The 23567-nt window shown below is 72.4% G+C and carries 17 protein-coding genes; 11 read left to right on the top strand and 6 right to left on the bottom strand.

The annotated features are described in order from the left end of the window. Nucleotides 1–807 precede the first annotated feature (807 nt). Nucleotides 808–1614: an ABC transporter permease gene (locus tag OHS18_RS18255; protein ID WP_328451017.1), complete on the top strand. Its 807-nt coding sequence runs from the start codon at nt 808–810 to the stop codon at nt 1612–1614. Next, nucleotides 1614–2444 (top strand): ABC transporter permease, encoded by an 831-nt coding sequence (locus OHS18_RS18250; protein ID WP_328617847.1) that lies wholly within the window; start codon nt 1614–1616, stop codon nt 2442–2444. The genes OHS18_RS18255 and OHS18_RS18250 overlap by 1 nt, the downstream gene beginning before the upstream one ends. 106 nt (nt 2445–2550) lie before the next feature. On the opposite strand, the gene OHS18_RS18245 is transcribed toward OHS18_RS18250, so the two are convergent. Then, a complete protein-coding gene (locus tag OHS18_RS18245) occupies nt 2551–3981 on the bottom strand; it encodes a S8 family peptidase (protein ID WP_442875390.1) in 1431 nt (476 codons plus the stop codon). Nucleotides 3982–4520: 539 nt separating this feature from the next. Between OHS18_RS18245 and OHS18_RS18240 the strand changes: the two genes are divergently transcribed. The 6 genes from OHS18_RS18240 (at nt 4521) to OHS18_RS18215 (ending at nt 12735) form a co-directional block, all read left to right on the top strand. Beyond that, on the top strand, nt 4521–7613 hold the full coding sequence (locus tag OHS18_RS18240; protein WP_328617846.1) for a translation initiation factor IF-2 N-terminal domain-containing protein: 3093 nt from the start codon (nt 4521–4523) through the stop codon (nt 7611–7613). A 163-nt stretch (nt 7614–7776) separates the two neighbouring features. Beyond that, nucleotides 7777–8091 (top strand): 50S ribosomal protein L21, encoded by a 315-nt coding sequence (gene rplU, locus OHS18_RS18235; protein ID WP_003067132.1) that lies wholly within the window; start codon nt 7777–7779, stop codon nt 8089–8091. A gap of 53 nt (nt 8092–8144) precedes the next feature. Beyond that, the gene (gene rpmA, locus OHS18_RS18230; protein WP_155545674.1) at nt 8145–8405 is read left to right on the top strand and encodes a 50S ribosomal protein L27; all 261 of its coding nucleotides are present in this window, start codon (nt 8145–8147) and stop codon (nt 8403–8405) included. A gap of 107 nt (nt 8406–8512) precedes the next feature. Next, nucleotides 8513–9973: a GTPase ObgE gene (gene obgE / locus OHS18_RS18225; protein ID WP_328451025.1), complete on the top strand. Its 1461-nt coding sequence runs from the start codon at nt 8513–8515 to the stop codon at nt 9971–9973. Further along, nucleotides 9970–11079 (top strand): glutamate 5-kinase, encoded by a 1110-nt coding sequence (proB, locus tag OHS18_RS18220; RefSeq protein WP_328617845.1) that lies wholly within the window; start codon nt 9970–9972, stop codon nt 11077–11079. The genes obgE and proB overlap by 4 nt, the downstream gene beginning before the upstream one ends. 180 nt (nt 11080–11259) lie before the next feature. Continuing rightward, on the top strand, nt 11260–12735 hold the full coding sequence (locus tag OHS18_RS18215) for a class I adenylate-forming enzyme family protein (RefSeq protein WP_328617844.1): 1476 nt from the start codon (nt 11260–11262) through the stop codon (nt 12733–12735). An 8-nt stretch (nt 12736–12743) separates the two neighbouring features. Here the strand turns inward: OHS18_RS18215 and OHS18_RS18210 are convergent, their stop codons facing one another. After that, nucleotides 12744–13217, bottom strand: coding sequence for an SRPBCC family protein (locus tag OHS18_RS18210; protein ID WP_328617843.1), 474 nt, complete (start codon nt 13215–13217; stop codon nt 12744–12746). A 95-nt stretch (nt 13218–13312) separates the two neighbouring features. On the opposite strand from OHS18_RS18210, the gene OHS18_RS18205 reads away from it, so the two are divergent. Continuing rightward, on the top strand, nt 13313–16177 hold the full coding sequence (locus tag OHS18_RS18205; protein WP_328617842.1) for an AfsR/SARP family transcriptional regulator: 2865 nt from the start codon (nt 13313–13315) through the stop codon (nt 16175–16177). Nucleotides 16178–16247: 70 nt separating this feature from the next. Further along, complete coding sequence (locus OHS18_RS18200) at nt 16248–16790, top strand: dihydrofolate reductase family protein (protein ID WP_328451034.1); 543 nt, start codon at nt 16248–16250, stop codon at nt 16788–16790. Between the two features lie 70 nt (nt 16791–16860). On the opposite strand, the gene OHS18_RS18195 is transcribed toward OHS18_RS18200, so the two are convergent. The 4 genes from OHS18_RS18195 to OHS18_RS18180 all read right to left on the bottom strand — a co-directional run bounded on the left by OHS18_RS18195 (nt 16861) and on the right by OHS18_RS18180 (nt 22754). Further along, nucleotides 16861–17250 (bottom strand): PPOX class F420-dependent oxidoreductase, encoded by a 390-nt coding sequence (locus OHS18_RS18195; RefSeq protein ID WP_328451036.1) that lies wholly within the window; start codon nt 17248–17250, stop codon nt 16861–16863. 12 nt (nt 17251–17262) lie between these two features. Further along, nucleotides 17263–18984 carry an arginine--tRNA ligase gene (gene argS, locus OHS18_RS18190; protein ID WP_328617841.1) on the bottom strand — a complete coding sequence of 574 codons (1722 nt, stop codon included), beginning with the start codon at nt 18982–18984 and terminating at the stop codon, nt 17263–17265. Nucleotides 18985–19055: 71 nt separating this feature from the next. After that, nucleotides 19056–20327 (bottom strand): MFS transporter, encoded by a 1272-nt coding sequence (locus OHS18_RS18185; protein WP_328617840.1) that lies wholly within the window; start codon nt 20325–20327, stop codon nt 19056–19058. Between the two features lie 315 nt (nt 20328–20642). Then, nucleotides 20643–22754, bottom strand: a complete 2112-nt coding sequence (locus OHS18_RS18180; protein ID WP_328617839.1) for a RecQ family ATP-dependent DNA helicase — start codon at nt 22752–22754, stop codon at nt 20643–20645. Nucleotides 22755–22951: 197 nt separating this feature from the next. On the opposite strand from OHS18_RS18180, the gene nadD reads away from it, so the two are divergent. Continuing rightward, nucleotides 22952–23521, top strand: coding sequence for a nicotinate-nucleotide adenylyltransferase (nadD, locus tag OHS18_RS18175; RefSeq protein WP_247064488.1), 570 nt, complete (start codon nt 22952–22954; stop codon nt 23519–23521). The last annotated feature ends 46 nt before the right edge of the window (nt 23522–23567 follow it).

Genomic DNA, 23567 nt, shown 5'->3' with positions numbered 1-23567 from the left:
CCCCGCGCCTCTCCGTCCCCCCGGCGAGCCAGCCACTCCAGTCGGCGAGCCAGCCGCCCCAGTCGGCGAGTCGGCCACCCCGGTCGGCGAGTTGGCCGCCCTGGTCGGCGAGTTGGCCGCCCCCGTCGGCGAGTTGGCCGTTCGGGGCGGTGTGTTGGCTGCTCCGGGTGGTGTGTTGGCCGTTCGGGGTGGTGAGTTGGCTGCTCCGGTCGGCGAGTCGGCTGCGGGCGTTGTGTTGGCCGTGCCGGGTGGCGAGTCGGCTGTACCGGTCGCGACGGTGGCCCTGGCCCGGCGGCCACGGCCACGGCTCCGCCGGGATCCTGCCGATGCCCCTCGCCGGAGGGATCCGCGGGGGCGTAGCTCCCGCGCCCTACGCGCGCACCCCCGCCGGGTCACTCGGCGGTCGTGTCTCCGTCAGGAGACCTCACGCGCGCACCCGTGCCGGGAGATTCGGCGGTCGTGTGTCCGTCAGCAGACCCAGCGCGTGTGCCCGTGCCGGGTGACTCGGCGATCGTGTGTCCGTCAGGAGACCCAGCGCGTGTGCCCGTGCCGGGTGACTCGGCGATCGTGTGTCCGTCAGGAGACCCCGCGCGTGTGCTCGTGCCGGGAGATGCGGCAGTCGTGTCTCCGGCAGGGGACCTCACGCGCGCACCCGTGCCGGGTGACTCGGCGGTCGTGTCTCCATCAAGGGACCTCACACGTGTGCCCCCGCCGGGAGATTCGGCGGTCGTGTCTCCGTCAGGAGACCTCACACGTGTGCCCCCGCCGGGAGATTCAGCGGTCGTGCCTCCACGGGAAGGACCGGCCATGACCACCGTCGCATCCAGCGGCCGGGTCGTCGGCCGGTGGCACGGCGCTTGGCTGCGCGTCGAAGGCCACTGGACCTGGTACCGCCGGCACTGGCTGTCCACTTTGTACTCCACCGGCCTGCAGCCGGTGCTGTTCCTCGCCGCGATGGGTCTCGGCTTCGGGTCGCAGGTCCGGCCCGGCACCGTCACCGGCGGCCTCTCGTACCTGCAGTACATCGCGCCCGCGCTGCTCGCCGCCGGTGCCGCGCAGCAGGCGGTCGGCGAGTCGAGCTACCCCGTCCTTTCCGGGTTCAAGTGGCAGAAGGACTACCTGGCCGTCACGGCCACGCCGGTCTCGCCCGGCCAGGTGCTCGGCGGTCACCTGATCTGGTCGGCGCTGCGGCTGACCCTGGCCGGCGCGATCTACGCGTTCGTCGCGGTGTTCTTCGGCGCCTGGACCGGGCCCGGCGTGCTGCTGGTGATCGTCGCCGGCACGGTCACCGGCCTCGCCTGCACGACACCGATGGCGGCGCTGGCGGCGAGCACCCACGACGAGGGCCAGCGCTTCGGGATGATCTTCCGCTTCGTCGTGATGCCGATGACGTTGTTCAGCGGCACGTTCTTCCCGATCTCCCAGCTGCCCGCCGCGATCCGCTGGCTGGCCTGGCTTTCCCCGCTGTGGCACGGCTCGCAGCTGGCCCGCGGCGTGAGCGTCGGCGGGGTCGGCGGCTGGGCGATGCTCGGCCACTTCGCCGTGCTCGCGGCGTTGTTCGCGGCCGGGTGGGCGCTGGCGCACCGGGCCTTCTACAAGAGGCTGGTGGTCTGATGGTGCGCGTCCAGGCCCCGCCGCGCCGCGTCGGGCTGCTGCTGCGGATCCTCCCGCCGGGGCTGTACGCCGGGCGGGCGAGCGCGCTGATCGAGCGCGCGACGATGGTCTACCGGAACAACTGGCTGATCTTCCTGTCCGGCGCGGCCGAGCCGTTCCTCTACCTGCTGGCGTTCCAGCTGGGGTTCGGCAGGCTCGTCAGCGAGGTGACCGGCCCCGACGGGCAGCCGATGAGCTACGTCGCGTTCGTCGCCCCGGCGCTGCTGGCGACGTCGGCGATGAACGGCGCCGTCTTCGAGTCGACGTTCAACCTGTTCTTCAAGCTGCGCTACGCGAAGCTGTACGACGCGATGCTGGCGACCCCGATCGGCCCGCTGGACGTCGCGCTGGGCGAGATCGGCTGGGCCGTCCTGCGTGGCGGCGTCTACGCGGTGGCGTTCCTCGGCATCGCGGCGGCGATGGGCCTGCTGGTGTCGTGGTGGGCGTTGCTGATGGTCCCGGCGGCCCTGCTCGTCGGCCTCGCCTTCTCGGCGATCGGCATGGCCCTGGTGACGTTCGTGAAGTCGACCGCCCAGTTCGACTACATCCAGCTGGTGCTGACCCCGATGTTCCTGTTCTCGACGACGTTCTTCCCGCTCTCGGTCTACCCGGAGCCGCTGCAGTGGGTGGTCCGCTGCTTCCCGCTCTACCACGCGATCGAGCTCATGCGCGGCCTCGCGACGGGCATCCTGTCCGCCGGCATGCTGGGCAACCTCGCCTACCTGCTGGTCCTCGGCGGAGTGGGCCTGTGGGCCTCGACCCGCCGCATCGCGAAACTCCTGCTCACGTGACGCCGTGTCGTCCACCCACGTACGCGTGTCGTCCACTGAGGCACGCGTGTCGTCCGCCGGATCACGCGAGTCGCGTCTCCGCTCACGCGAGAACCGGGCGGTGACGTCAGCGGGCCGGGTCCGGCCGTCCGGTCCGCGGCGCCACCGCCGCCATCGCGTCCACCATGCCGTGCCCGTAGAAGCCGTTGAACCCCTCGTACCCCGCGCAGTACGCGTCCTGGGTCCCGTCCCCGGTCAGGTCGTAGTCGGCCGGGCAGGCCATCGGCGTCGCCTGCCCGTCCAGGTACCGCCGCAGCTGCCGCGGGCCCGCGCCGGGATGCGACGACGCCAGCAGCGCGAGCACGCCGGCGACGTGCGGGGCCGCCATCGACGTCCCGCACAGCGGCGCGTAGCCGCCCGGGACCGTCGAGAGCACGCACTCGCCGGCCTCGCCGCCGGGGGCGGTGATGTCGATCACGCCCAGGCCGTACGAGCTGTACCCCGCCTTCACCCGGTCCGCTCCCACGGCCGACACCGCCACGACGTCCCGCAGCCCGGCCGGCAGGGCCTCGCACCCCGTGCCCGCGCCGGGTGTGCCCGAACGCGCGGACGGCGTCAGGTCGACGGCCTCGTTGGTCGCCGCCGCGACGTTCAGCGTGCCCGCCGACGTGCTGTATTCCACAGCTCTGGCCAGGACCTCGTGCACGACGCCGCGGTCGTCGCCGCGGATGCACGACAGCGACCACGGGTTGACGAAGAAGCTGCTGTTCGTCAGCTGCATGTGCCGTGACGCCGCCCACATCAGCCCGCACACCGCGGCTTCGGGATCGGCGTACCCGCGGTCGTCGATCACCTTCACCGAGGCGACGCGCACGCCGGGCGCCACGCCGGTGACGCCGTGGCCGTCGTCGGCCGCCGCGATGATGCCCGCGACGTGCGTGCCGTGGACCGACGTCGTCGGCGCCCACGCGCTCTTGTCCTGGTCGGGGGCGCCGGTGAGGCAGCCGGCGGAGTCGTCGCGGTCCAGGGCCGTGGTGAGGTCCGGGTGGGCCGGGTCGATCCCCGAGTCGAGCACGCCGACCACGACGTCGCGGCGCCCTTCGGACACCTTGTGCGCCCAGCCCGCGTTGATCGCCTGCATGTCCCACTGCCGCTCGCTCAGGTCCGCGGTGGGCACCGCCGCGGGGTCGGTCGCCGGCAGCGTCGCCCGCGCGGGCTGCGGTTTCACCGGGTCGGTCGCGTGCTGTGCGGCCAGCCGCTCACCCTGGGCGCTGAACGTCCGGTCGAGGCCGATCCGCGCGCCGAACCCCGCGTCGCCGGACGTGGCCACGGCGACGGCGATCTGCGGGTAGTACACGGTCGTGGCACCACAGGCACCGGCGATCCGGGCGCGCGCGGTGGACTCGGCGGTGCCGCGGTCGAAGGTGACGACGTAGCGCAGGGGCCGGCCGTGGCCGCAGGAGAGCTCGCCGGCCGTCGCCGGAGCGGCGGTGACGCATCCCGAAAACACCAGCACGATGCCCACGACCGCCCGCAGCGGCCGCGCCAGCAGGGACACTCGACCTCCCACCGGATGCCGGAACCGCGGGTGCCGGCGCGCGTGCGCCCGGCCACCCCGAGCCGCACGCTAGCCACCCCGCGCCCGGCGGACAAGCTCTCCGGCCAAGTTCGCCCGGCCGGTACCCCCGCGGCGCGCCCGGACGGCCTGCGGGAGGTACCGAGTACGACGGAGCGGTCACCGGGTGTGGGATACTCGGGGTGGCCGCTGGGCCGCGGGGCACACGTGAGAGGTGCTGCCTGCGGCGTTGCGGCCCGGTGAAGTGCATGAACCAGCACCACGCGCGTCGCCGCCCGCAGACCGGGCGGCTGGACGACGTGGCGGGCGGCCCGGGGGCCGTGAGGCCTGGGCAGGTACCCGCCGAGCAGACCTTTGACCGGGTTGCGCGCCATCGGGAGTCGATGGTGCGGCGCCCGGTCGTCGGGCAAGGATTCCCGCCGCTGGTGACCACCACGGCGGAACGAACAGAAAGGGGCCCCTGCGCGGCCGCGTCCCTGCCGGGTTGAACCGGCAGACGCGCCCGGGGGCGGAGGAGACACATGTCGAACGCGGAAACACCCGCCGAGCACACCGGCGGGAATCCCGCCACACCCACGACCGGCCCGCTGGCCGACCTGCCCGCCCGGATCCGGGTGCACGCGCTGGCCAAGCTGCTCGAGTCGCACAGCCGGGACGTCCTCGCGAAGCTGACCGAACTGGGCGAAAGCGTCCGCAGCGCGCAGTCGAGCGTGACCCGGGAAGTGGCCCTCAAGGTCGCCGAGGCGTTCTCGGGCGGTGACGTCGAGGCCGCGCCGGCCTCCGGCGGTGACGTCGAGGTCGCTCCGGTCTCGGGCGGCGATGTCGAGGTGGCCCCGGCTTCCGGCGGTGACGTCGAGGTCGCGCCCACCGGGCGGACCCGGCGCGAGCCGGAACCCGAACAGCCCGCCGCCGAGGCCGAGAAGCCGCGGCCGCGGCAGAAGAGCCGCGCGCACCTGCCGGTGTTCGCCGCGCCGTCGCCGGTCTTCCTGCCGCCGGAGCCCGCCGCGACCAAGCCGGCGCGCAAGCCGGCCGACCCGTTCGCGGAGCCGCCGGCCCCGGCGCCCGCGAAGCAGAAGCACCAGCGGCCCGAGCCCGAGCCCGAGATCGCCGAGGAAGAGGAGGCCGAAGACACTTCGCCGGCCACCGACTCCGACGACGACGGTGACGACGCCAACAGCCGCCGTCGCCGCCGCCGTGGTCGCCGCGGCCGTGGCCGGGGCAAGGGCGCCGACGGCAGCGACGAGAACGAGGGCGACGACGCCCAGGCCGAAGAGGAGCCGCAGCAGCAGCCCGCGCGCCGCCGCTCCCGCAACGGCAACGCGGACGAAAAGCCCGCGAAGGACGAGTCGGACGCCACCGAAGAGCCGGAGGGCGACGACGCCGACAACGACGACAACGACGGTGAAGGCGGCAGCAAGCGCCGTCGCCGCCGTCGCCGCCGCAAGGGCTCGGACGGTGACGACGCCGGGGACACCGGCACCGACGACCCGCCCAACACGGTCACCCACGTCCGCCAGGCCAAGGCCGAGCAGGCCGAACGCGCCGAGCGCGAGCGCCCGGCGCGCGACGAGGTGCGCAGCGTCCGCGGCTCGACCCGGCTCGAGGCCAAGCGCCAGCGCCGCCGTGACGGCCGCGAGGCCGGCCGCCGCCGTGCCCCGATCCTGTCCGAGGCCGAGTTCCTCGCCCGCCGCGAGGCGGTCGAGCGCACGATGGTCGTCCTCGAGAAGGGCGACGCGACGCAGATCGCCGTGCTCGAGGACGGCGTGCTGGTCGAGCACTTCGTGACGCAGTCGGGCTCCGGTTCGATCGTCGGCAACGTCTACCTCGGCCGCGTCCAGAACGTGCTGCCGAGCATGGAGGCCGCGTTCATCGACATCGGCCGCGGCCGCAACGCCGTGCTCTACGCCGGTGAGGTCGACTGGGACGCCGCCGGCCTGGAGGGCAAGGCCCGCAAGATCGAGCAGGCGCTGTCCACCGGCGACTCCGTGCTGGTCCAGGTCACCAAGGACCCGGTCGGGCACAAGGGTGCCCGGCTGACCACGCAGATCTCGCTGCCCGGCCGCTTCCTGGTCTACGTCCCCGCGGGCGGCGCCACCGGCATCTCCCGCAAGCTGCCGGAGAACGAGCGCCGCCGGCTCAAGGACATCCTCAAGCGGATCGTCCCGGAGGACGCGGGTGTGATCATCCGCACCGCTTCCGAGGGGATCGGCGAGGAGGAGCTCGGTCGCGACGTCGACCGCCTGAAGGCCCAGTGGGACGTCATCAAGGAGAAGGCCGACGCCGGCTCCGGCCGCAAGGGCGGCGCGCCGACCATGCTCTACGAAGAGCCGGACCTGCTGGTCAAGGTCGTGCGTGACCTCTTCACCGAGGACTTCGCCAAGCTGGAGATCCAGGGCAACCGGTCCTGGGAGACCATCAACGACTACGTCAGCGGCGTCGCGCCGGAGCTGGCCGAGCGCCTCAGGCGCTACACCGGCACCGGTGACGCGTTCGCCGACCACCGGATCGACGAGCAGATCACCAAGGCCCTCGACCGCAAGGTCTGGCTGCCCTCGGGCGGCTACCTGGTGATCGACCGCACCGAGGCGATGACGGTCATCGACGTCAACACCGGCAAGTTCACCGGCTCGGGCGGCAACCTCGAGGAGACGGTGACCCGCAACAACCTGGAGTCGGCGGAGGAGATCGTCCGCCAGCTCCGGCTGCGGGACATCGGCGGCATCATCGTGATCGACTTCATCGACATGGTGCTCGAGTCCAACCGCGAGCTGGTGCTGCGCCGGCTCACCGAGTGCCTCGGCCGCGACCGCACCCGCCACCAGGTCGCCGAGGTCACCTCGCTCGGCCTGGTGCAGATGACCCGCAAGAAGATCGGCACCGGGCTGCTCGAGGCGTTCTCGACGCCGTGCGAGCACTGCAAGGGCCGCGGCGTCGTCGTCTCGACCGAGCCGCAGCGCACGGCCGGCGGCACCGCCCACTCCCACAGCGGGAACGGCGGCAACGGTGGCGGTGGCAACGGCGGCAACGGCGGTGGCGGCAACACCGGCGGCGGGGAGAAGAGCTCCCGCCGGTCGCGCGGTCGCGGTGGCAAGGGCGAGGAAGCCGCCAAGGAGCAGGCCGAAGCGGCCAAGGCCGAGGTGCACGCCGTTCCGCCGCCGGAGAAGCGCGAGTCGATCGCGTCCGCGGTGGCGGCGATGGCGAACGCGTCCAAGGTCGCCAAGGAACACCCGCACGAGCACGGTGCCCTCAACGGCAACGGGCCCGTCCCGGAGGTGACCGACACGGCGGAGGCCGGGCAGGCCACCGAGGTGCCGGACGAGGCCGTCGTGGCTCCCGGGCCCGCGGTGCCGGCCACCGAGGTCGCGGACGTCCCGGTGACCACCGAGGCGGACGAGACGCCGGTGCCGCACGAGGAGCCGGCCGTCGAGCGTTCCTCGGCTCCCGAGCCGGCGGAAGAGCCCGTCACACAGTCTTCGGAGGCCGCTGAGCCGGTCGCCGAACCCGAGGTCAGCGTGCCCGAACCGGCCGGACGCTCCACCCGGCGCCGTCCGCGCCGGGCCGCGTCACGCCCGGCCGGTCCGCCGGTCAAGGCCTCGGAGCAGAGCGCAAACTGAACGACTTGGGGACCCCGGTGGTAACGCACCGGGGCACCCCACGTAACCTGTAGTACGGCCTACCACCAGAGTAGGCCGCCTGCGTGAGAGCAGGACCGCCTTCCCGGAGGCGGGCCGATCGCGCGGGGCCCCCACCCATTGTCGAGTAATGCAGGAGACTTCCGTGTCGGCGTACGCGATCGTCAAGACCGGCGGCAAGCAGTACAAGGTTGCCGTCGGCGACGTGGTCGAGGTCGAGAAGCTCGAGGGCGAGCCGGGCACCGAGCACATTCTCCCCGCCGTTTTGTACGTCGACGGTGGCGATGTCACCACGGACGCTGACGCGCTGGCGAAGGTCTCGGTCACCGGCAAGGTCGTCGAGCAGACCAAGGGTCCGAAGATCCGGATCCACAAGTTCAAGAACAAGACGGGCTACCACAAGCGTCAGGGTCACCGGCAGAAGCTGACCCGCGTCGAGGTCACCGCCATCTCCCTGTAAGAACTTCTCCGGATCTGCTTTTCAGACCGAGTTTTTTAAAGAAGGGCTGAGCTATGGCTCACAAGAAGGGTGCGTCCAGCTCCCGCAACGGTCGTGACTCGAACGCGCAGCGCCTCGGCGTCAAGCGCTTCGGCGGCCAGGAAGTCAACGCCGGCGAGATCCTGATCCGCCAGCGTGGCACCAAGTTCCACCCGGGCGTGAACGTCGGCCGTGGCGGCGATGACACGCTGTTCGCGCTGGCCGCCGGCGCGGTCCAGTTCGGCGAGAAGCGTGGTCGCAAGACGATCAACATCGTCGTGCCCGTGGAAGCCTGAGTTTCGGCTTCGACGCTAGACCTCAAACGAGGGGTGGGGCCGGAATATCCGGTGCCGCCCCTCGTTTGTTTTGTGTAATCCCTGCTCGCGAGTGAAAGAGGCAAGTCATGGCGTCCCGTTTCGTGGACCGCGCGGTGATCCACCTGACCGCCGGTGACGGGGGCAACGGCTGCGCCTCGGTGCACCGCGAGAAGTTCAAGCCCCTCGGCGGCCCCGACGGCGGCAACGGCGGCAACGGCGGTGACGTCCTGCTGGTCGTCGACCCCAACGTGCACACCCTCCTCGACTTCCACTTCCGTCCGCACGCCAAGGCGGGCAACGGCAAGCTGGGCCAGGGCGGTGACCGCGCGGGTGCGGCGGGGGAGACCCTGGTGATGAAGGTGCCGTCCGGCACCGTCGTGTTCACCGAAGACGGCGAGATGGTCGCCGACCTGATCGGCCCGGGCACCACGTTCGTCGCGGCACAGGGCGGCCGCGGCGGCCTCGGCAACCGTGCGCTGTCGTCGAAGGCGCGCAAGGCGCCCGGCTTCGCGCTGCTGGGCGAGCCGGGGGAAGCCCGCAACCTCGTGCTGGAGCTGCGTTCGGTCGCCGACGTCGGCCTGCTCGGCTTCCCGTCCGCCGGCAAGTCGTCGCTGATCTCGGTGCTGTCCGCGGCCAAGCCGAAGATCGCCGACTACCCGTTCACCACGCTCGTGCCGAACCTCGGCGTGATCACCGGCGGCGACACCGTCTTCACGATGGCCGACGTCCCCGGGCTGATCCCCGGCGCGTCCGAAGGCAAGGGCCTCGGGCTCGACTTCCTGCGCCACATCGAGCGCTGCGCGGTGCTGGTGCACGTCGTCGACTGCGCGACGCTGGAGCCCGGCCGCGACCCGGTGTCCGATGTGGACGCGCTGGAGCTGGAACTCTCGAAGTACACCCCGGGCCTCGGCGGGAAGCTCGAAGAGCGCCCGCGCGTGGTCGTGCTCAACAAGATCGACGTCCCGGAAGCGGCCGAGCTCGCCGAGTTCGTCCGGCCGGAGTTCGAGGCTCGCGGTCTGCAGGTGTTCGAGATCTCCACGGCGTCGCGCAAGGGCCTGCGCGAGCTGACCTTCGCGCTCGCCAAGGTGGTCGAGGAGTACCGCGAGATGCAGCCGGTGCTGGAGCCGGAGACGATCGTGCTGCGGCCCCTCGCCGTCGACGACCAGGGGTTCACCGTCGAAGTCGACCCCGAGGAAGAGGGCGCCTACATCGTGCGCGGCACGCGCCCGGAGCGGTGGATCCGCCAGACGAGCTTCGGCAACGACGAAGCCGTCGGCTACCTCGCCGATCGCCTCAACCGCCTCGGCGTCGAGGACAAGCTGGCGAAGCTCGGCGCGCGGCCGGGCAGCCCGGTCACGATCGGCGACGTCCAGTTCGAGTGGGAGCCGTCGACGCCGAGCGTCGCGATGCACCTGTCCGGCCGCGGCACCGACGTCCGGCTCGAGAACCACGACCGGATCGGCGCGGCCGAGCGCAAGGAAGCCCGCCGGATCCGCCGTGACGGCCCGGACGAGCCGGAAGGCGCCGACGGGGACCTGGACGCGTGAGCGGCACGCGGGAGGCCATCGCCGCCGCCCGGCGGCTGGTGGTCAAGGTCGGTTCTTCGGCGCTGACCACCGCGGGCAGCGGCCTCGACCCGGGCCGGCTGAACGCGCTGGTCGACGCAATCGCTTCGCGAGTCGCGGCCGGTACGCAGATCGTGCTCGTCTCCTCGGGTGCGATCGGCGCCGGCCTCGCTCCGCTGTCGCTGGGTAAGCGCCCGAAGGACCTGGCCACCCAGCAGGCGGCGGCGAGCGTCGGGCAGCTCGCGCTGGCGCACGCCTACGCCGAGTCGTTCGGGCGGTACTCGCTGACGGTCGGGCAGGTGCTGCTCACTTCCGACGACGTGGTGCGCCGTTCGCACTACCGCAACGCGCAGCGGACGTTCTCGCGGCTGCTGGCGCTCGGCGCGGTCCCGGTCGTCAACGAGAACGACACGGTGGCCACCGAGGAAATCCGCTTCGGCGACAACGACCGGCTCGCGGCTTTGGTGGCGCACCTGATCGGCGCCGATGCCCTGATCCTGCTGTCCGATGTGGACGGTCTGTACGACGGCGACCCCCGCGAAGGCGCCACCCGCAAGCTCACCGAGGTGCTCTCGGAGTCCGATGTGGACGGAATCTCGGTCGGGATGTCCAGCTCCGGGCTGGGTACCGGCGGCATGGTGTCCAAACTGGCAGCCGCCCGCACCGCGGCCGGCGCGGGCATCCCGGTGCTGCTCGCGGCGGCGTCGGAAGCGTCATCGGCCCTGACGACGGCCTCCCCGGGCACGGCGTTCGCCCCAGCTGACACCCGCCTGTCGGCCCGCCGCTTCTGGCTGGGCTACGCGGCCGACACGACGGGCAGGCTCCGCATCGATGACGGCGCGGTGACGGCGGTGGTCCGCCGCCGCCGCTCGCTGCTGGCGGCCGGAATCATCGGCGTCGAGGGCGACTTCCAAGCCGGCGACGTCGTCGACCTGATCGACACGAACGACCGCGCGGTGGCGCGCGGCGTGGTGGCGTTCGACGCGACGGAGCTGCCGGACCTGATCGGCCGCTCGACCCCGGAGTTGCCGCCGGAGCAGCGTCGCGAGGTTGTGCACGCGGACGACCTGGTTCCGCTGCGCCGCTGACCGAAGGCAGAGCGCAGCTTCTTCGCGGCAGGCCGTGGCGACGGAACTGCCGGACCTGATCGGCCTCGACCCCTGAGCGGCCCCGGAGCGGCGTCGCGAAGTAGTCCACGCCGACGAGCGGGTCCCGCTGAAAGCCTTGTTCGGGGACCTGTCCCGAAGGCATTGTCCTAGGCTCCGCGCATGACCGGCCCCGCCGACATCCTCCGCACCGCCGCGCGGCGCCACCCCGGCCGGACCGCGCTCGTCACCGCGACGCACACGCTGACCTACCGCGAGCTGGACGCGGCCGCGGCGGCCGTCGCCGGCGGGCTGCGTGACCGCGGCGTCGCGCCGGGCGACGTCGTGACGCTCTACGCGCCCAACCGCTGGGAATGGCTGGCCGCCTACCACGGTGTCCTGCGGGCCGGCGCGATCGTCAACCCGGTCAATGCCCTGCTCACCGCCGAAGAACTGAACTACGTCACCGAGGACTGCCGGGCCGCGGCCGTCATCACGACCAGCGCGCTGCGAGAGCGGGTCGACAACGTCAAGCTCGTCGTGGACCTCGACAACGGCGACGACGCCGTCCCGTTCGCGGATCTGCTCGAAGCCGCACCCCGGGACCCGATCGACGTGGCCGGCCCGTGCACCATCGCCTACACCTCCGGCACCACGGGTCACCCGAAAGGCGCCGTGCAGAGCCAGTACGGCGTCCTGGTCAACTGCGCGCTCACCGCCACCATGCACGCCCGCCGCGAAGACGACGTCGTCGTCACCGCGCTGCCGCTCCCGCACGTCTACGGGAACGTCGCCGTGCACAGCACGTTCTGCGCCGGCGGGACCGTCGTACTGCGGGAACGGTTCGCACCCGAAGACGTCTTCGCCGCGATCGAAACGCACCGCGCGACCATCTTCGAAGGCGTGCCCGCGATGTACGCGATGCTGCTCGCCGACCCGGCCCTCGCGACCGCGGACCTCTCGTCGCTGACGCGCAGCACCGTCGGCGGCCAGACGATCGCCGTCTCGACCATGCGAGCCTGGCAGGACCGCAGCGGGGCGCCGCTGCTGCAGGTCTGGGGGATGACCGAGCTGTCCGGGCACGCCACCACGCACAGCCCGCACGCGCCCGAGGTCCTCGGCTCCATCGGCGTCGCCTACCCCGGCGTGCAGATCCGCGTCGCCGACCTCGACGACCCGAGCCGTGACGCCCCGGACGGCGTCCGCGGCGAGCTGGTGGTGCGCGGCCCGGTCGTGATGCTCGGCTACCACGACCGGCCCGGGGCCACGGCCGAGACGATCGACGCGGACGGCTGGCTGCGCACCGGCGACCTCGGCTACCGCGACCCCACCGGTCACCTGTTCGTCGTCGACCGCAAGAAGGACCTGATCATCACCGGCGGCTACAACGTCTACCCGGCCGAGATCGAGCGGGTGCTCGCCGGGCACCCGGCGGTCGCCATGGTCGCCGCCGGGCCGGTGCCGGACGCGGTCAAGGGCGAGCTCGCCTGCGCGTACGTCGTCCTGCGTCCCGGCGAGACCACCACGGCCGACGAGCTGATCGCGTTCACCACCCCGCACCTCGCCCCGTACAAACGGCCGCGGCTGGTCCGGTTCGTCGACCGGCTGCCCGCGACGCCGTCGGGGAAGATCAAGCGGCGCGAGCTGGCCGGGCTGTGAGACCGCGCTCAGCTCCGGCCGGCCAGCTGCGCGCCGAGCTGGCTGAAGAACACCCGCGTCCCGGCCTCCAGCGCCGCGAAGTGCTCGTCGGTCACCACGCCGGTCTGCCGGAACTCCTGCCGGGTGCCACCGTCGACCTCCGTCAGCGTCACGGTCATCTCGGTGCGCATCGGCTCGTCCGGCGACGGCTCGTCGCTGAGCCCCAGCACCAGCCGCTCACCCGGGACGACGTCGACGTAGAACCCGGCGAAGGGCATGGTGAAGTCGCCCGCCTCGGACGACTGCTTCGCGGCGAACCGGCCGCGCGGCTCGACCTCCATGACCAGGTCGTGGGTGCGGAAGCCGGGGCCGACCCACCAGGTCGCGAACCGCGCGGGGTCGGTCCACGCCGCCCACACCTCGTCGCGGGACACCGGGAAGGTGTCGGTGAGTACCAGCTCGTGCGGCGTTTCCACAGTTTCCATTGTTTCCATTTCGGACATCCGGACCACTCCTCGGGTTCTTCGGTTACTGGAGCCACCTTCGCCGGACGCCCCATCCGGCCGCTATCGATCCGCTATGGACGACACTGGTGGTGATGACCGAGCACCCCGCCCCGCCGCGGCTCCGCCTGCTCGGGCCCGCCGAGCTCGGGTCCCCGGCCACGCCGGTGGGCAGCCCGCGCGAGTCGGTCGTGCTCGCCGTGCTCGCGCTCGACGCCAACCGCGAGGTCGCGGCCGAGAGGCTGGTCGACGCGCTCTGGGGTGAGCGGCCGCCGGCCACGGCCCGGTCGCAGGTCCAGATCTGCGTGTCCGCGCTGCGCCGCCGGCTGCGTGACGCCGGCGGGTTCGCGACGATCACCACCCGCGCCCCGGGCTACCGACTCGACGTCGCCGCCGAAGACCTCGATCTGACGCGGTTCGCCGAACTGGCCGTGCGGGCCCGGACCGACGACGACGCCTGCGAAGCGGCGCTCGCGTTGTGGCGCGGGCCCGCGTTCGCCGGTCTGGACAGCGATGCCCTGACCCGCGCCGCCACCCGGCTCGCGGAACGCCGGCTGGACCTGGTCGAGCAGCGCGTCCGCGCCCGGCTCGAGAGCGGCGCCGACGTCCTGCCCGAGCTCACCGCCCTGGTCGACGAGCACCCGCTGCGGGAGAACCTGCACCTGCTGCTGATGCGGGCACTGCACCGCGGCGGCCGCCGGGCCGAGGCACTGACCGCGTTCCGGCGGGCCCGCGACGTCCTGGTCGACGAGCTCGGCGTCGAACCGGGTCCCGAGCTGCGTGAGCTGCAGGCCGCGATCCTGGCCGGGGAGCAGCCCGCCGCCCGGGCCGTTCAGGACGTCGTCGCGACGCCGGTGCCGCGTCAGCTGCCGGCGCCCGCCACGAACTTCACCGGTCGCGACGCCGCGTTGCGCGCCATCAGCGCGCGGCTGTGCGGGCCCGCCGACCCGCAGACGCCGTTCGCGGTCCGGGTCGTCGGGATCTCCGGCGCCGGCGGTGTGGGCAAGTCGGCGCTGGCGGTGCGGGCCGCCCACGAGCTCGCCGCGCACTTCCCGGACGGCCAGCTCTACGCCGACCTGCACGACGACTCGGCCGAGGACAGCACGACCTGGTCCGCGCGGGTGCTCGGCGGTTTCCTGCGCGCCCTGGGCATGGCCGAGGAGCTGCTGCCCCGGGACCCGCGCGAACGCGCCGAGCTGTACCGCACGCGGCTGGCCGACCGGCGGGTCCTGGTCGTGCTCGACGGCGTCCGGCGGGAGGCGGACGTCCTGCCGCTGCTGCCCGGTTCGGCCGGCTGCGCGGTCCTGACGACGTCGCGGGCACGGCTCACCGGCCTGCCCGGCGCGGCCGGCGTCCAGCTCGACGTGCTCGAGGACGACGTCGCGCTGCGGCTGCTCGCGACGTTCGTCGGCGACGACCGGCTGAGCGCCGAACCGGAGGCGGCCGAGGCGCTGGTCGCCGCGTGCGACCGGCTGCCGCTCGCGCTGAGCATCGCCGGGGCGAAGCTCGCGTCCCGCGACCACTGGGCCCTCGGCGATCTGCTGGACCGGCTGACCGACGAGAAGCGGCGGCTGGACGAGCTGTCCTTCCGCGGGGTCCAGCTGCGGTCGACGATCGCGTTGTCCTACCACGGCTTGAGCGGGCCGGCCCGGTCGCTGTTCCGCCGGATGGCCACGCCGCAGCACCCCGACCTGCCGCACTGGGCGCCGGGTGCGCTGCTCGACGTCCCGCACGTCACGGCCGAGGACGCGCTCGCGGAGCTGCTCGAAGCCAACCTGATCGCCGACGGCGCGCCGCCTTCGGCGTTGTCCCGGCGCTGGCGGTTCCACGACCTCGTGCGCGTCTTCGCGACCGAGTGCGCCGCCGCCGAGGACAGCGTCGCCGAGCACGCGGCGGCCCTGCGCCGGCTCGGTTCCGGCTGGCTCGGCCTCGCCGGACAGGCCCAGCGTCCCGAGTTCGGCGGCCGCCTCGACCTGCGGGGGACCGCGCCCCGCCGGGAGCCGCCGGCCTCGGCGACGGCCGCCGTCCGCCGGGCGCCGTTGCAGTGGGTCGACGAAGAACGCTTCGCGCTCGTCACGGCGGTGCGGGAAGCGGCGGCCGCGGAGTGGGACGACCTGTGCTGGGAGCTGGCCGTCACGGCCGCGGCGTTGTTCGAGATCCGCGGCTACTTCGACGACTGGCGGGAGATCGCCCAGCTCGCGGTCACGTCGGCGGACCGGGCAGGTGACGCGGTCGGCGCCGCCGCGGCCCGCCACTCCCTGGGCGCGTTGCTCGTCCACCAGGGCCGTCCGGACGACGCGGCCCGGTACCTCGAACCCGCGCTGGCCGGGTTCCGCGCCGCCGGGATCGGTCACGGCGTCGGCGCGACGCTGCGGCAGCTCGCCACGGTCCGGCGGCTGAACGGCGACCTCGCCGCGGCCCGCGCGTGCGCCACGGAGGCGTTGCCGCTCCTGCACGCGGCCGGCGACCGAAGCGGCGAAGCACACGCGCGGTCCGAACTCGCCCGGCTCGACCTCGACGCTCGCGCGCTCGGCGACGCCGCCGGCCAAGTGGCCGAAGCGCTGCGGCTCGCGCGAGACGCGGGCGCGTCGCGCACCGAAGCGCAGATCCTCTACCGCAGCGCCGACGTCGAGCTGGCCGCCGGGCACGTGGGCGCCGCCGGGGTGGCGGTGGACCGGGTCCTGGAGATCGCCTCCGGTCTGGGGGACCGGATCGGCGTCGGCTACGCGTTGTTCGGCCAGGGCCGCGTCGCCGTCGCGGCGGGAGACGCCGGCACGGCCACCGCCCGGTTCACCGAGGCGGTCACGGTGGCCGGGGTGACCGGCGACCGGCACCTGCAGGCCCGCGCCCACCGGCGGCTCGGCGAGCTGGCCGAAGACGCCGTGACGGCCGCGGAGCACGCCCGCCGGGCCGAGCGGCTCCTCGCCGACGTCGCCCAGCACGCGAGCGGGAACCGATAGCGCGTCGATAGCCCACCGGAAGGGCCGCGGCCGAATCTCGGGGCACCACGAACGAGACCGGGAGCATCCGATGCGCAAGATCGTCAACTCGACCTACGTGACCCTCGACGGCGTCGTCTCCGACCCGCACCTGTGGTCGCTGGACTACTTCGACGAGGCCGCCGGCGCCTTCGCCCTCGACCAGCTGCGCGCGAGCGACGCCCTGCTGATGGGCCGCGGCACCTACGACGGTTTCGCCGAAGCCTGGCCGGCCCGCAGCGGCGACGAGTTCAGCGACACCATGAACAAGATGGCGAAGTACGTCGCTTCGACCACTCTGACCTCGCCGGCGTGGAACAACACGACCGTGCTGTCCGGCGACCTGCCCGGCGCCGTGCGGGAGCTGAAGCAGGCGCCGGGCGCGGACATCCTGATGTACGGCTACGGTCCGGTCGCCCGCACGCTCGTCGCGCACGGGCTGCTCGACGAGCTGCGGCTGTGGATCCACCCGGTGCTGCGCGGCGCCGGCGAGCAGCTCTTCGGCGAGGGCGTCACCGGGGTGTTCGGCAAGGTCGAGACCCGGACGTTCGCGAGCGGCACGGTGGTCCTCGTCCTGTCCGAGCCCCGGCGCTGACGGCCCTCGGCCCACCGACACCAGGTGGGCCCGGCCGCCGGCTTCCGGGACGCTGACGACCTGGTGGCGCCTACGTCCCGCTGATGCGGTCCGGCTTGATGGTCAGCAGCAGCCGCGTCTGGTCGCGCCCGCCCCACCACGGGTACGGGCCGCCCAGATACCGCTGCGCCAGCTTCTCGATGTGCTCGACGGCGCCGTCTTCGGTCATCCCGACGACCTGGCCGCGGATCGCGTAGTAGCGCGACGGCCGCTCGCGGTCGGCCACGTTGAGCGCCACCCGCGGGTCACGTTCGATGTTGCGCTGTTTCTGGTGGCCCAGCACGGTGTTCACCAGGACGTGCGTGCCGTCGGTGTCCACCCAGGTCTGGGTGAGCTGCGGCGAGCCGTCCGGCATCGACGTCGCCAGGAAGCAGAGGCTGGGCTCGCGCAGCAGGGCGAGCAGGTCGCCGGGCAGTTCCACAATGGTCTCCCGCTAGAGCTGGTCGGGCGCGTCGATGCCGAGCAGGGAAAGCCCGAGCGCGAGCGTGTGCGCCGTCAGCGTAGTCAAGCGCAGCCGGGACGCGCGCAGCTCGGGGGTCGGCGCCTTGAGCACCGGACAGTCGTCGTAGAACCGGGAAAACGCGACGGCGGTCTCGTAGAGGTACGTACAGAGCTTGTGTGGCGCGTAGGCGCTTGTCGCCGCCTGAAGGGCTTCGCCGAACCGCAGCAGCTTGAGCGCGAGCGCCCGTTCCGCCGGTTCGTCCAGCAGGATCCGCGTCCCGTCGGGCTCGCCGCCCGCCCTGCGCAGGATCGACCGCGTCCGCGCGTGCGCGTACTGGAGGTACACCGAGGTGTTGCCCTCCTTGGCGAGCATGCGTTCCCAGGCGAAGACGTAGTCGCGCTCGCGGTCGCCGGAGAGATCGGCGTACTTGACCGCGCCGATGCCCACGGCCCGGGCGACTTCGGCCTGCCCGGCCGCGTCGAGCTCACTGCGTTCGGCGACGACCGCGGCGGCCTGCGTCACGGCTTCGGTGAGCAGGTCGACCAGCTTGATCGTCTCGCCGGCCCGCGTCCGCATCGTCTTGCCGTCCGCGCCCAGCACGGTGCCGAAGCCGACGTGCTCGGCGTGCCCGGTCAGCCAGCCCGCCGTGCGGCAGGCCGAGAACACCATCGCGAAGTGCTGCGCCTGCGGCGTTCCGACGACGTAGAGCAGGTCGGTGGCGCCGCGCTCGGTCGTCCAGTACCGGACGGTGGCCAGGTCCGTGGCCGCGTAGCCGTACCCGCCGTCGCGCTTGCGGACGATCAGCGGCAGCCGGTCGCCCTCCCGGTTGCGGAACCCTTCGGGGAAGACGCAGACGGCACCGTCGCTGAGTTCGGTCAGCCCGGCGGCCTCCAGGTCGTCGACGACCGCGGCGAGGTACGGGTTGTAGTAGCTCTCGCCGTAGATGTCCTTGTCCGTCAAGGAGATCCCGAGCAGGGCGTAGACCTCGTTGAAGTGCCGGGTCGACTCGTCGACGAGGGTCTGCCACACGGCGAGGGTCTCGTCGTCGCCGCTCTGCAGCAGCACGACGCGGGTGCGTGCCCGCGTCGCGAACGCTTCGTCGCTGTCGAACTTCCGGCGTGCTTCGCGGTAGAAGGCGTCGAGGTCGGCGATCGCGCGCTGCTCGGACGGGACGTCGAGCAGGTGCTCGATGAGCATGCCGAACGGCGTGCCCCAGTCGCCGAGGTGGTTGTGCGGCAACACTTCATGGCCCGCGAAGCGCAGCAGGCGCGCGAGGGCGTCGCCGATCACGGACGAGCGCAGGTGCCCGACGTGCATTTCCTTGGCGACGTTCGGGCTGCTGTAGTCGAGCGCGATCGTGCGCGGACCGGCCGTCTTCGGCACGCCGAGCCGCGGATCGCCGAGCACCGATTCGACGCGCGTTTCCAGCCAGTCCTTGCGCAGCGCGAAGTTGAGGAAGCCCGGCCCGGCGATTTCGGGGGTCTCGGCGATGCCGTCCAGCTCCAGGGCTTCGGCGATCAGCGTGGCGACCTCGCGCGGCGGCCGGCCGAGCTTCTTGCCGAGGCTCATCGCGAGGTTGGCCTGGTAGTCGACGCCGTCACGCGGCGACGCCTGGATCAGCGCCTGCTCCGAGGTCAATTCCACGTCCAGGGCCCGGCCGGCGGCGGCCACCACGCGGCGCGCCAGCTCCTCGGTAACGTCGGCGGTGTGCACGGTGTCCCTCCTTCGGGCTCGGTCAGCGGAGTCCGAAGCCTAGCGAGCGCCACTGGCCGGCGACGACGGGATTACCCCAGCTCGCTGCCCTTCGTCTCCGGCAGCGTCAGGATCACGGCGAACGCGATCGCGGCACCGGCGGCGACGTACCAGAAGTAGAGCGTCGGCGAGATCGCGCCGAACACCGTGATGAGCAGCGGAGCGGTCCCGCCGAAGATCGCGACGGTCAGGTTGTACCAGGCGCCGATCCCCAGCCCGCGCAGCTCGGTGGGGAACAGCTCGCTCATGATCGCCGGCGCGATCGACGTCATCGCCGTGTACAGCCCGAGCCCGACGCAGAACACGACGAGCAGGCCGCCGACGTCCGGGCCGATCAACGTGGACAGCGGCACGATGACGACGGCGGTCGCCCCGGACCACACGAGCAGCTGCGGTTTCCGCCCGACGCGGTCGGCGAGCGCGCCCATCGGGTACTGCAGCGCGATGAACAGCACGGTGCCGACGGAGAGCGCGAGGAACACGGCGCCGGCGTCGGCGTGCCGGTTCTTCACCGCGAACGACGTGAGCGCGCTGAAGAACGTGTAGTAGCAGAGCGTCGAGAGCATGGAGAAGCCGACGAGCCGGCCGACGGCCTTCGGGTGGTGCGTCAGCGTGGTCAGCAGCGGCCGCTCGAGCTTGCGCGCCTTGGTCTTCGTCTGCTCGAACAGCTCGGTCTCGGCGAGGCTGCGGCGCAGCCACAGCCCGACCACGCCGAAGACACCACCCAGCAGGAACGGCAGCCGCCAGCCCCACGACGCGAGCTGCGCCTTGTCGAGGGTGCGCGACAGCACGAACCCGAGCACGGTCGCGACGAGCACCGCGGAGCCGGTCGAGATGTAGAAGAACGCCGAGTACCGTCCTCGCCGCGCGGCCGGCGCGATCTCGCCCAGGTAGGCCGACGCGTTCGACACCTCGCCGCCGAGCGAGAGCCCCTGCGCGATCCGGGCGAGCAGCAGCAGGAGCGGCGCGAGCCAGCCGACCTGCGCGAACGTCGGCAGCACACCGATCGCGACCGAGCCGCCCGCCATGAGCACGATCGTCAGGATCATGGCGGGCTTGCGGCCGCGGGTGTCGGCGAAGCGCCCGAGCAGGACTCCGCCGAGCGGGCGGAAGAAGAACGCGAGCGCGTAGGTGGCGAACGTGTTGATCAGGGCGAGGGTGTCGTTGCCGGAAGGGAAGAACGCGCCGGCGAAGTAGATGCTGAACGTCGCGTAGATCGTCCAGTCGAACCACTCCAGCGCGTTGCCCGCGCTCGCCGCGAACAGCTTGCGCACCGGCAGCCGGTGCTGGACCCGCACGGTCATGGCAGCCTCCACGTCCCCCGAAGGTGGACGCGACTTTGCCACATTAGCCCGCAGTACGAAAGATCCCGACCATCCGGTCCGGCGGCGGGAACCCACCCCGCCCACGACTCCCAGCTCAACACCGTGTCGTCCACCCAGGTACGCGTGTCGTCCCTCCAATCACGCGAGTCGGCTGCCCAATCACGCGAGACCCGGGCTCGATCACGCGAGATCCGTCTCCGAACACGCGAGTCCCGCCGTCGTCCACGCGAGATCGGCTTTCAACCACGCGCGCCGGCCCGCCCGGCAGGAAGGACTTACCGAGCGGCTCCCGGATCAGGCCGTGCTGGCCAACGCGAACGGCAGCACCGCGGGCGCCCCGGCCCGCCGGAGCAGCCGCGTCGCCAGTGTCATCGTCCAGCCGGTGTCGATGACGTCGTCGACCAGCAGGATCGGCCCCGCGGGCAACGTCGCGGCCAGGTCGGCCGGCATGCTCAGCCGACGCCACAGGTCGGCCAGCCGTTGCGCGCTGTTCGCCTGGCGCGGCGGCGGGCCGTCCGCGTCGAGCGCGCCGAGGAAGTCCAGCTTGCCGATGTCGGCCAGCCGCGTCGCCAGGCTGTAGACCAGCCGCGGCCGCGTCGACGACGGCACCGCGACCACCGCCACCGGCCGCTCCGACCACTGCCACCCGGCCAAGACCTGTACGCACGCCTTGAACACCGAGTCCGGCACGTCCGAGTCCTGGGCGGTCGGGCCGACGAGCTCCCGCAGCCGGTTGCCCCAGCCGACGTCCGTCAGGCGCCCGAGGACCTGCCCCGGCTCGGCCTGGTCGTCGGCGCCGATCCGGCCGGAGACCGGAACGTCCAAAGAGGACATCCCCGTCGGCCACTGCTTCCGCGGCGCGACCTCGACTCCCGGGCGCTGCAGGCGTTCCCGCGTCGCGTTGACGACCTCGTCGGTCACCGACGTGTCCCAGTGCTGCCCGGTGCAGTTGTCGCACCGCCCGCACGGCGCCGCGTCCGGGTCGTCGAGCTGACGGCGCAGGTACTCCATCCGGCAGTCGCCGGTCGCCAGGTAACCGAGCATCGCCTCCTGCTCCCGATCACGCGCTTCCGCGACGCGCTGGTAGCGGCTGCGGTCGTACTGCCAGTCCTCGCCCGTGCTCTCCCAGCCGCCCTTCACGCGCCGGACCGCGCCGTCGACGTCCAGCACCTTGAGCACCATTTCCAGACGGGAGCGGGAAAGCTCCACGGACGGCTCGAGCGCGGCCGTCGAAAGGGGACGATCGGCGTAGGCGAGCGAGTTCAGCACCTGGGTCACCCGCAGCTCGTCGGGGAACGCCAGCGACCCGAAGTACGCCCAGATCGCCCGGTCCTCTTCGCCAGGCAGCAGCACGACCTCCGCGCGCTCCACACCACGCCCGGCGCGACCCACCTGCTGGTAGTACGCGATCGGCGACGACGGCGCCCCGAGGTGGACGACGAACCCGAGGTCCGGCTTGTCGAACCCCATGCCCAGCGCGGACGTCGCGACCAGTGCCTTGACGCGGTTGCCGAGCAGGTCGTCCTCAGCTGCCTGCCGGTCGGCCGGGTCGGTCTTCCCGGTGTAGGCCGCCACCGGGTACCCGCGGTCCTTCAGCAGGGACGCGACGTCGTGCGCCGCCGCGACCGTCAGCGTGTAGATGATCCCCGACCCCGGCAGCTCGGCCAGGTGCTCCGCGAGCCACGCGAGCCGCGCCTGCGACGTCGGCAGCCGGCACACCGACAGCCGCAGGCTTTCCCGGTCGAGGCTGCCGCGCAGCACGAGCGTGTCGCCGCCGCTGCCCATGCCCAGCTGCTCGGCGACGTCGGTGACGACGCGGTCGTTCGCCGTCGCGGTGGTCGCCAGCACCGGCACGCCGTCGGGCAGGTCGCCCAGCAGTGTGCGCAGCCGCCGGTAGTCGGGCCGGAAGTCGTGGCCCCAGTCGGAGATGCAGTGCGCTTCGTCGACCACCAGCAGGCCGGTGCTCGCGGTCAGCTTCGGCAGCACGTTGTCGCGGAAGTCCGGGTTGTTCAGCCGTTCGGGGCTGACGAGCAGGACGTCGATCTCGCCGGCCGCCACCGACGCCTGGACGTGCTCCCACTCCTGCGGGTTCGCGGAGTTCATCGTCGCCGCGTGGATCCCGGCCTTCGCCGCCGCCGAGATCTGGTTGCGCATCAGGGCCAGCAGCGGCGAGACGATCACCGTCGGCCCGCTCCCTTGTTCCCGCAGCAGCGCCGTGGCGAGGAAGTAGACGGCCGACTTGCCCCACCCGGTGCGTTGCACGACGAGCGCGCGCCGCCGCTGCGCGACCAAGGCCTCGATGGCCGTCCACTGGTCTTCGCGCAGCTTCGCCGAGTCGCCGGCCAGCGCCCGGAGAAGGGTTTCGGCGCGGTCGCGGAGTGCTGGGGTGGTGCTGGTGGTGTCCACGTCCCCACGTCTACCCCATGGCACCGACGAACCGGGAATCGGCGGCGGCGCGAACGGACCGTTCGTGTCGAATACGGGTCGTAATGTGACCTGAATCACAAATCCTGCACGGTCGGGCGAGGTGTGCTGCTGGACCGGACGGCCCACGGGTCCGGTGTATAGGCTCGGGACCCATGTCACCACGGCGGATCGGGGTCATGGGCGGCACTTTCGACCCCGTGCACCACGGCCACCTCGTCGCCGCGAGCGAGGTCCAGTCCCGGTTCGGGCTCGACGAAGTGATCTTCGTGCCCACCGGGCAGCCCTGGCAGAAGACCGACCGCAAGGTAACCAAGGCCGAGGACCGCTACCTGATGACGGTCATCGCGACCGCGTCCAACCCGGTCTTCTCGGTCAGCCGCGTGGACATCGACCGCGCGGGCCAGACCTACACCGTCGACACCCTGCGCGACCTCCACGCCGAGTACCCCGGAGATCAGCTCTACTTCATCACCGGCGCCGACGCGCTCGAGCAGATCCTCACCTGGCACAAGGCCGACGAGCTGTTCGACTTCGCGCACTTCATCGGCGTCACGCGGCCCGGCTACCGGCTCAATTCGCACCACCTGCCCAGCGGCAAGGTGAGTCTCGTCGAGGTCACCGCGATGGCGATTTCGTCGACCGGCTGCCGCGACCGCGTCGAGCGCGGGGAGCCGGTCTGGTACCTCGTTCCCGACGGCGTCGTCCGCTACATCACCAAGAAGGATCTCTACCGGAAGAGCGACTGAAGCGCCGCTGGTCGCGGCGGGTACCCTTCTCGGGCGAACCCGATCC

Source organism: Amycolatopsis sp. NBC_00355, from assembly GCF_036104975.1.
GTDB lineage: Bacteria > Actinomycetota > Actinomycetes > Mycobacteriales > Pseudonocardiaceae > Amycolatopsis.
This window is presented reverse-complemented; position numbering and strand designations above follow the sequence as displayed.

Excerpts from the sequence above, each read along its gene's own strand:
- OHS18_RS18255 (WP_328451017.1), top strand. The coding sequence starts at position 808 with ATGACCACCGTCGCATCCAGCGGCCGGGTCGTCGGCCGGTGGCACGGC.
- OHS18_RS18205 (WP_328617842.1), top strand. The coding sequence starts at position 13,313 with ATGACCGAGCACCCCGCCCCGCCGCGGCTCCGCCTGCTCGGGCCCGCC.
- OHS18_RS18200 (WP_328451034.1), top strand. The coding sequence starts at position 16,248 with ATGCGCAAGATCGTCAACTCGACCTACGTGACCCTCGACGGCGTCGTC.
- OHS18_RS18240 (WP_328617846.1), top strand. The coding sequence starts at position 4,521 with ATGTCGAACGCGGAAACACCCGCCGAGCACACCGGCGGGAATCCCGCC.
- OHS18_RS18215 (WP_328617844.1), top strand. The coding sequence starts at position 11,260 with ATGACCGGCCCCGCCGACATCCTCCGCACCGCCGCGCGGCGCCACCCC.
- OHS18_RS18185 (WP_328617840.1), bottom strand. The coding sequence starts at position 20,327 with ATGACCGTGCGGGTCCAGCACCGGCTGCCGGTGCGCAAGCTGTTCGCG.
- OHS18_RS18210 (WP_328617843.1), bottom strand. The coding sequence starts at position 13,217 with ATGTCCGAAATGGAAACAATGGAAACTGTGGAAACGCCGCACGAGCTG.
- rpmA (WP_155545674.1), top strand. The coding sequence starts at position 8,145 with ATGGCTCACAAGAAGGGTGCGTCCAGCTCCCGCAACGGTCGTGACTCG.
- OHS18_RS18250 (WP_328617847.1), top strand. The coding sequence starts at position 1,614 with ATGGTGCGCGTCCAGGCCCCGCCGCGCCGCGTCGGGCTGCTGCTGCGG.
- nadD (WP_247064488.1), top strand. The coding sequence starts at position 22,952 with ATGGGCGGCACTTTCGACCCCGTGCACCACGGCCACCTCGTCGCCGCG.
- obgE (WP_328451025.1), top strand. The coding sequence starts at position 8,513 with ATGGCGTCCCGTTTCGTGGACCGCGCGGTGATCCACCTGACCGCCGGT.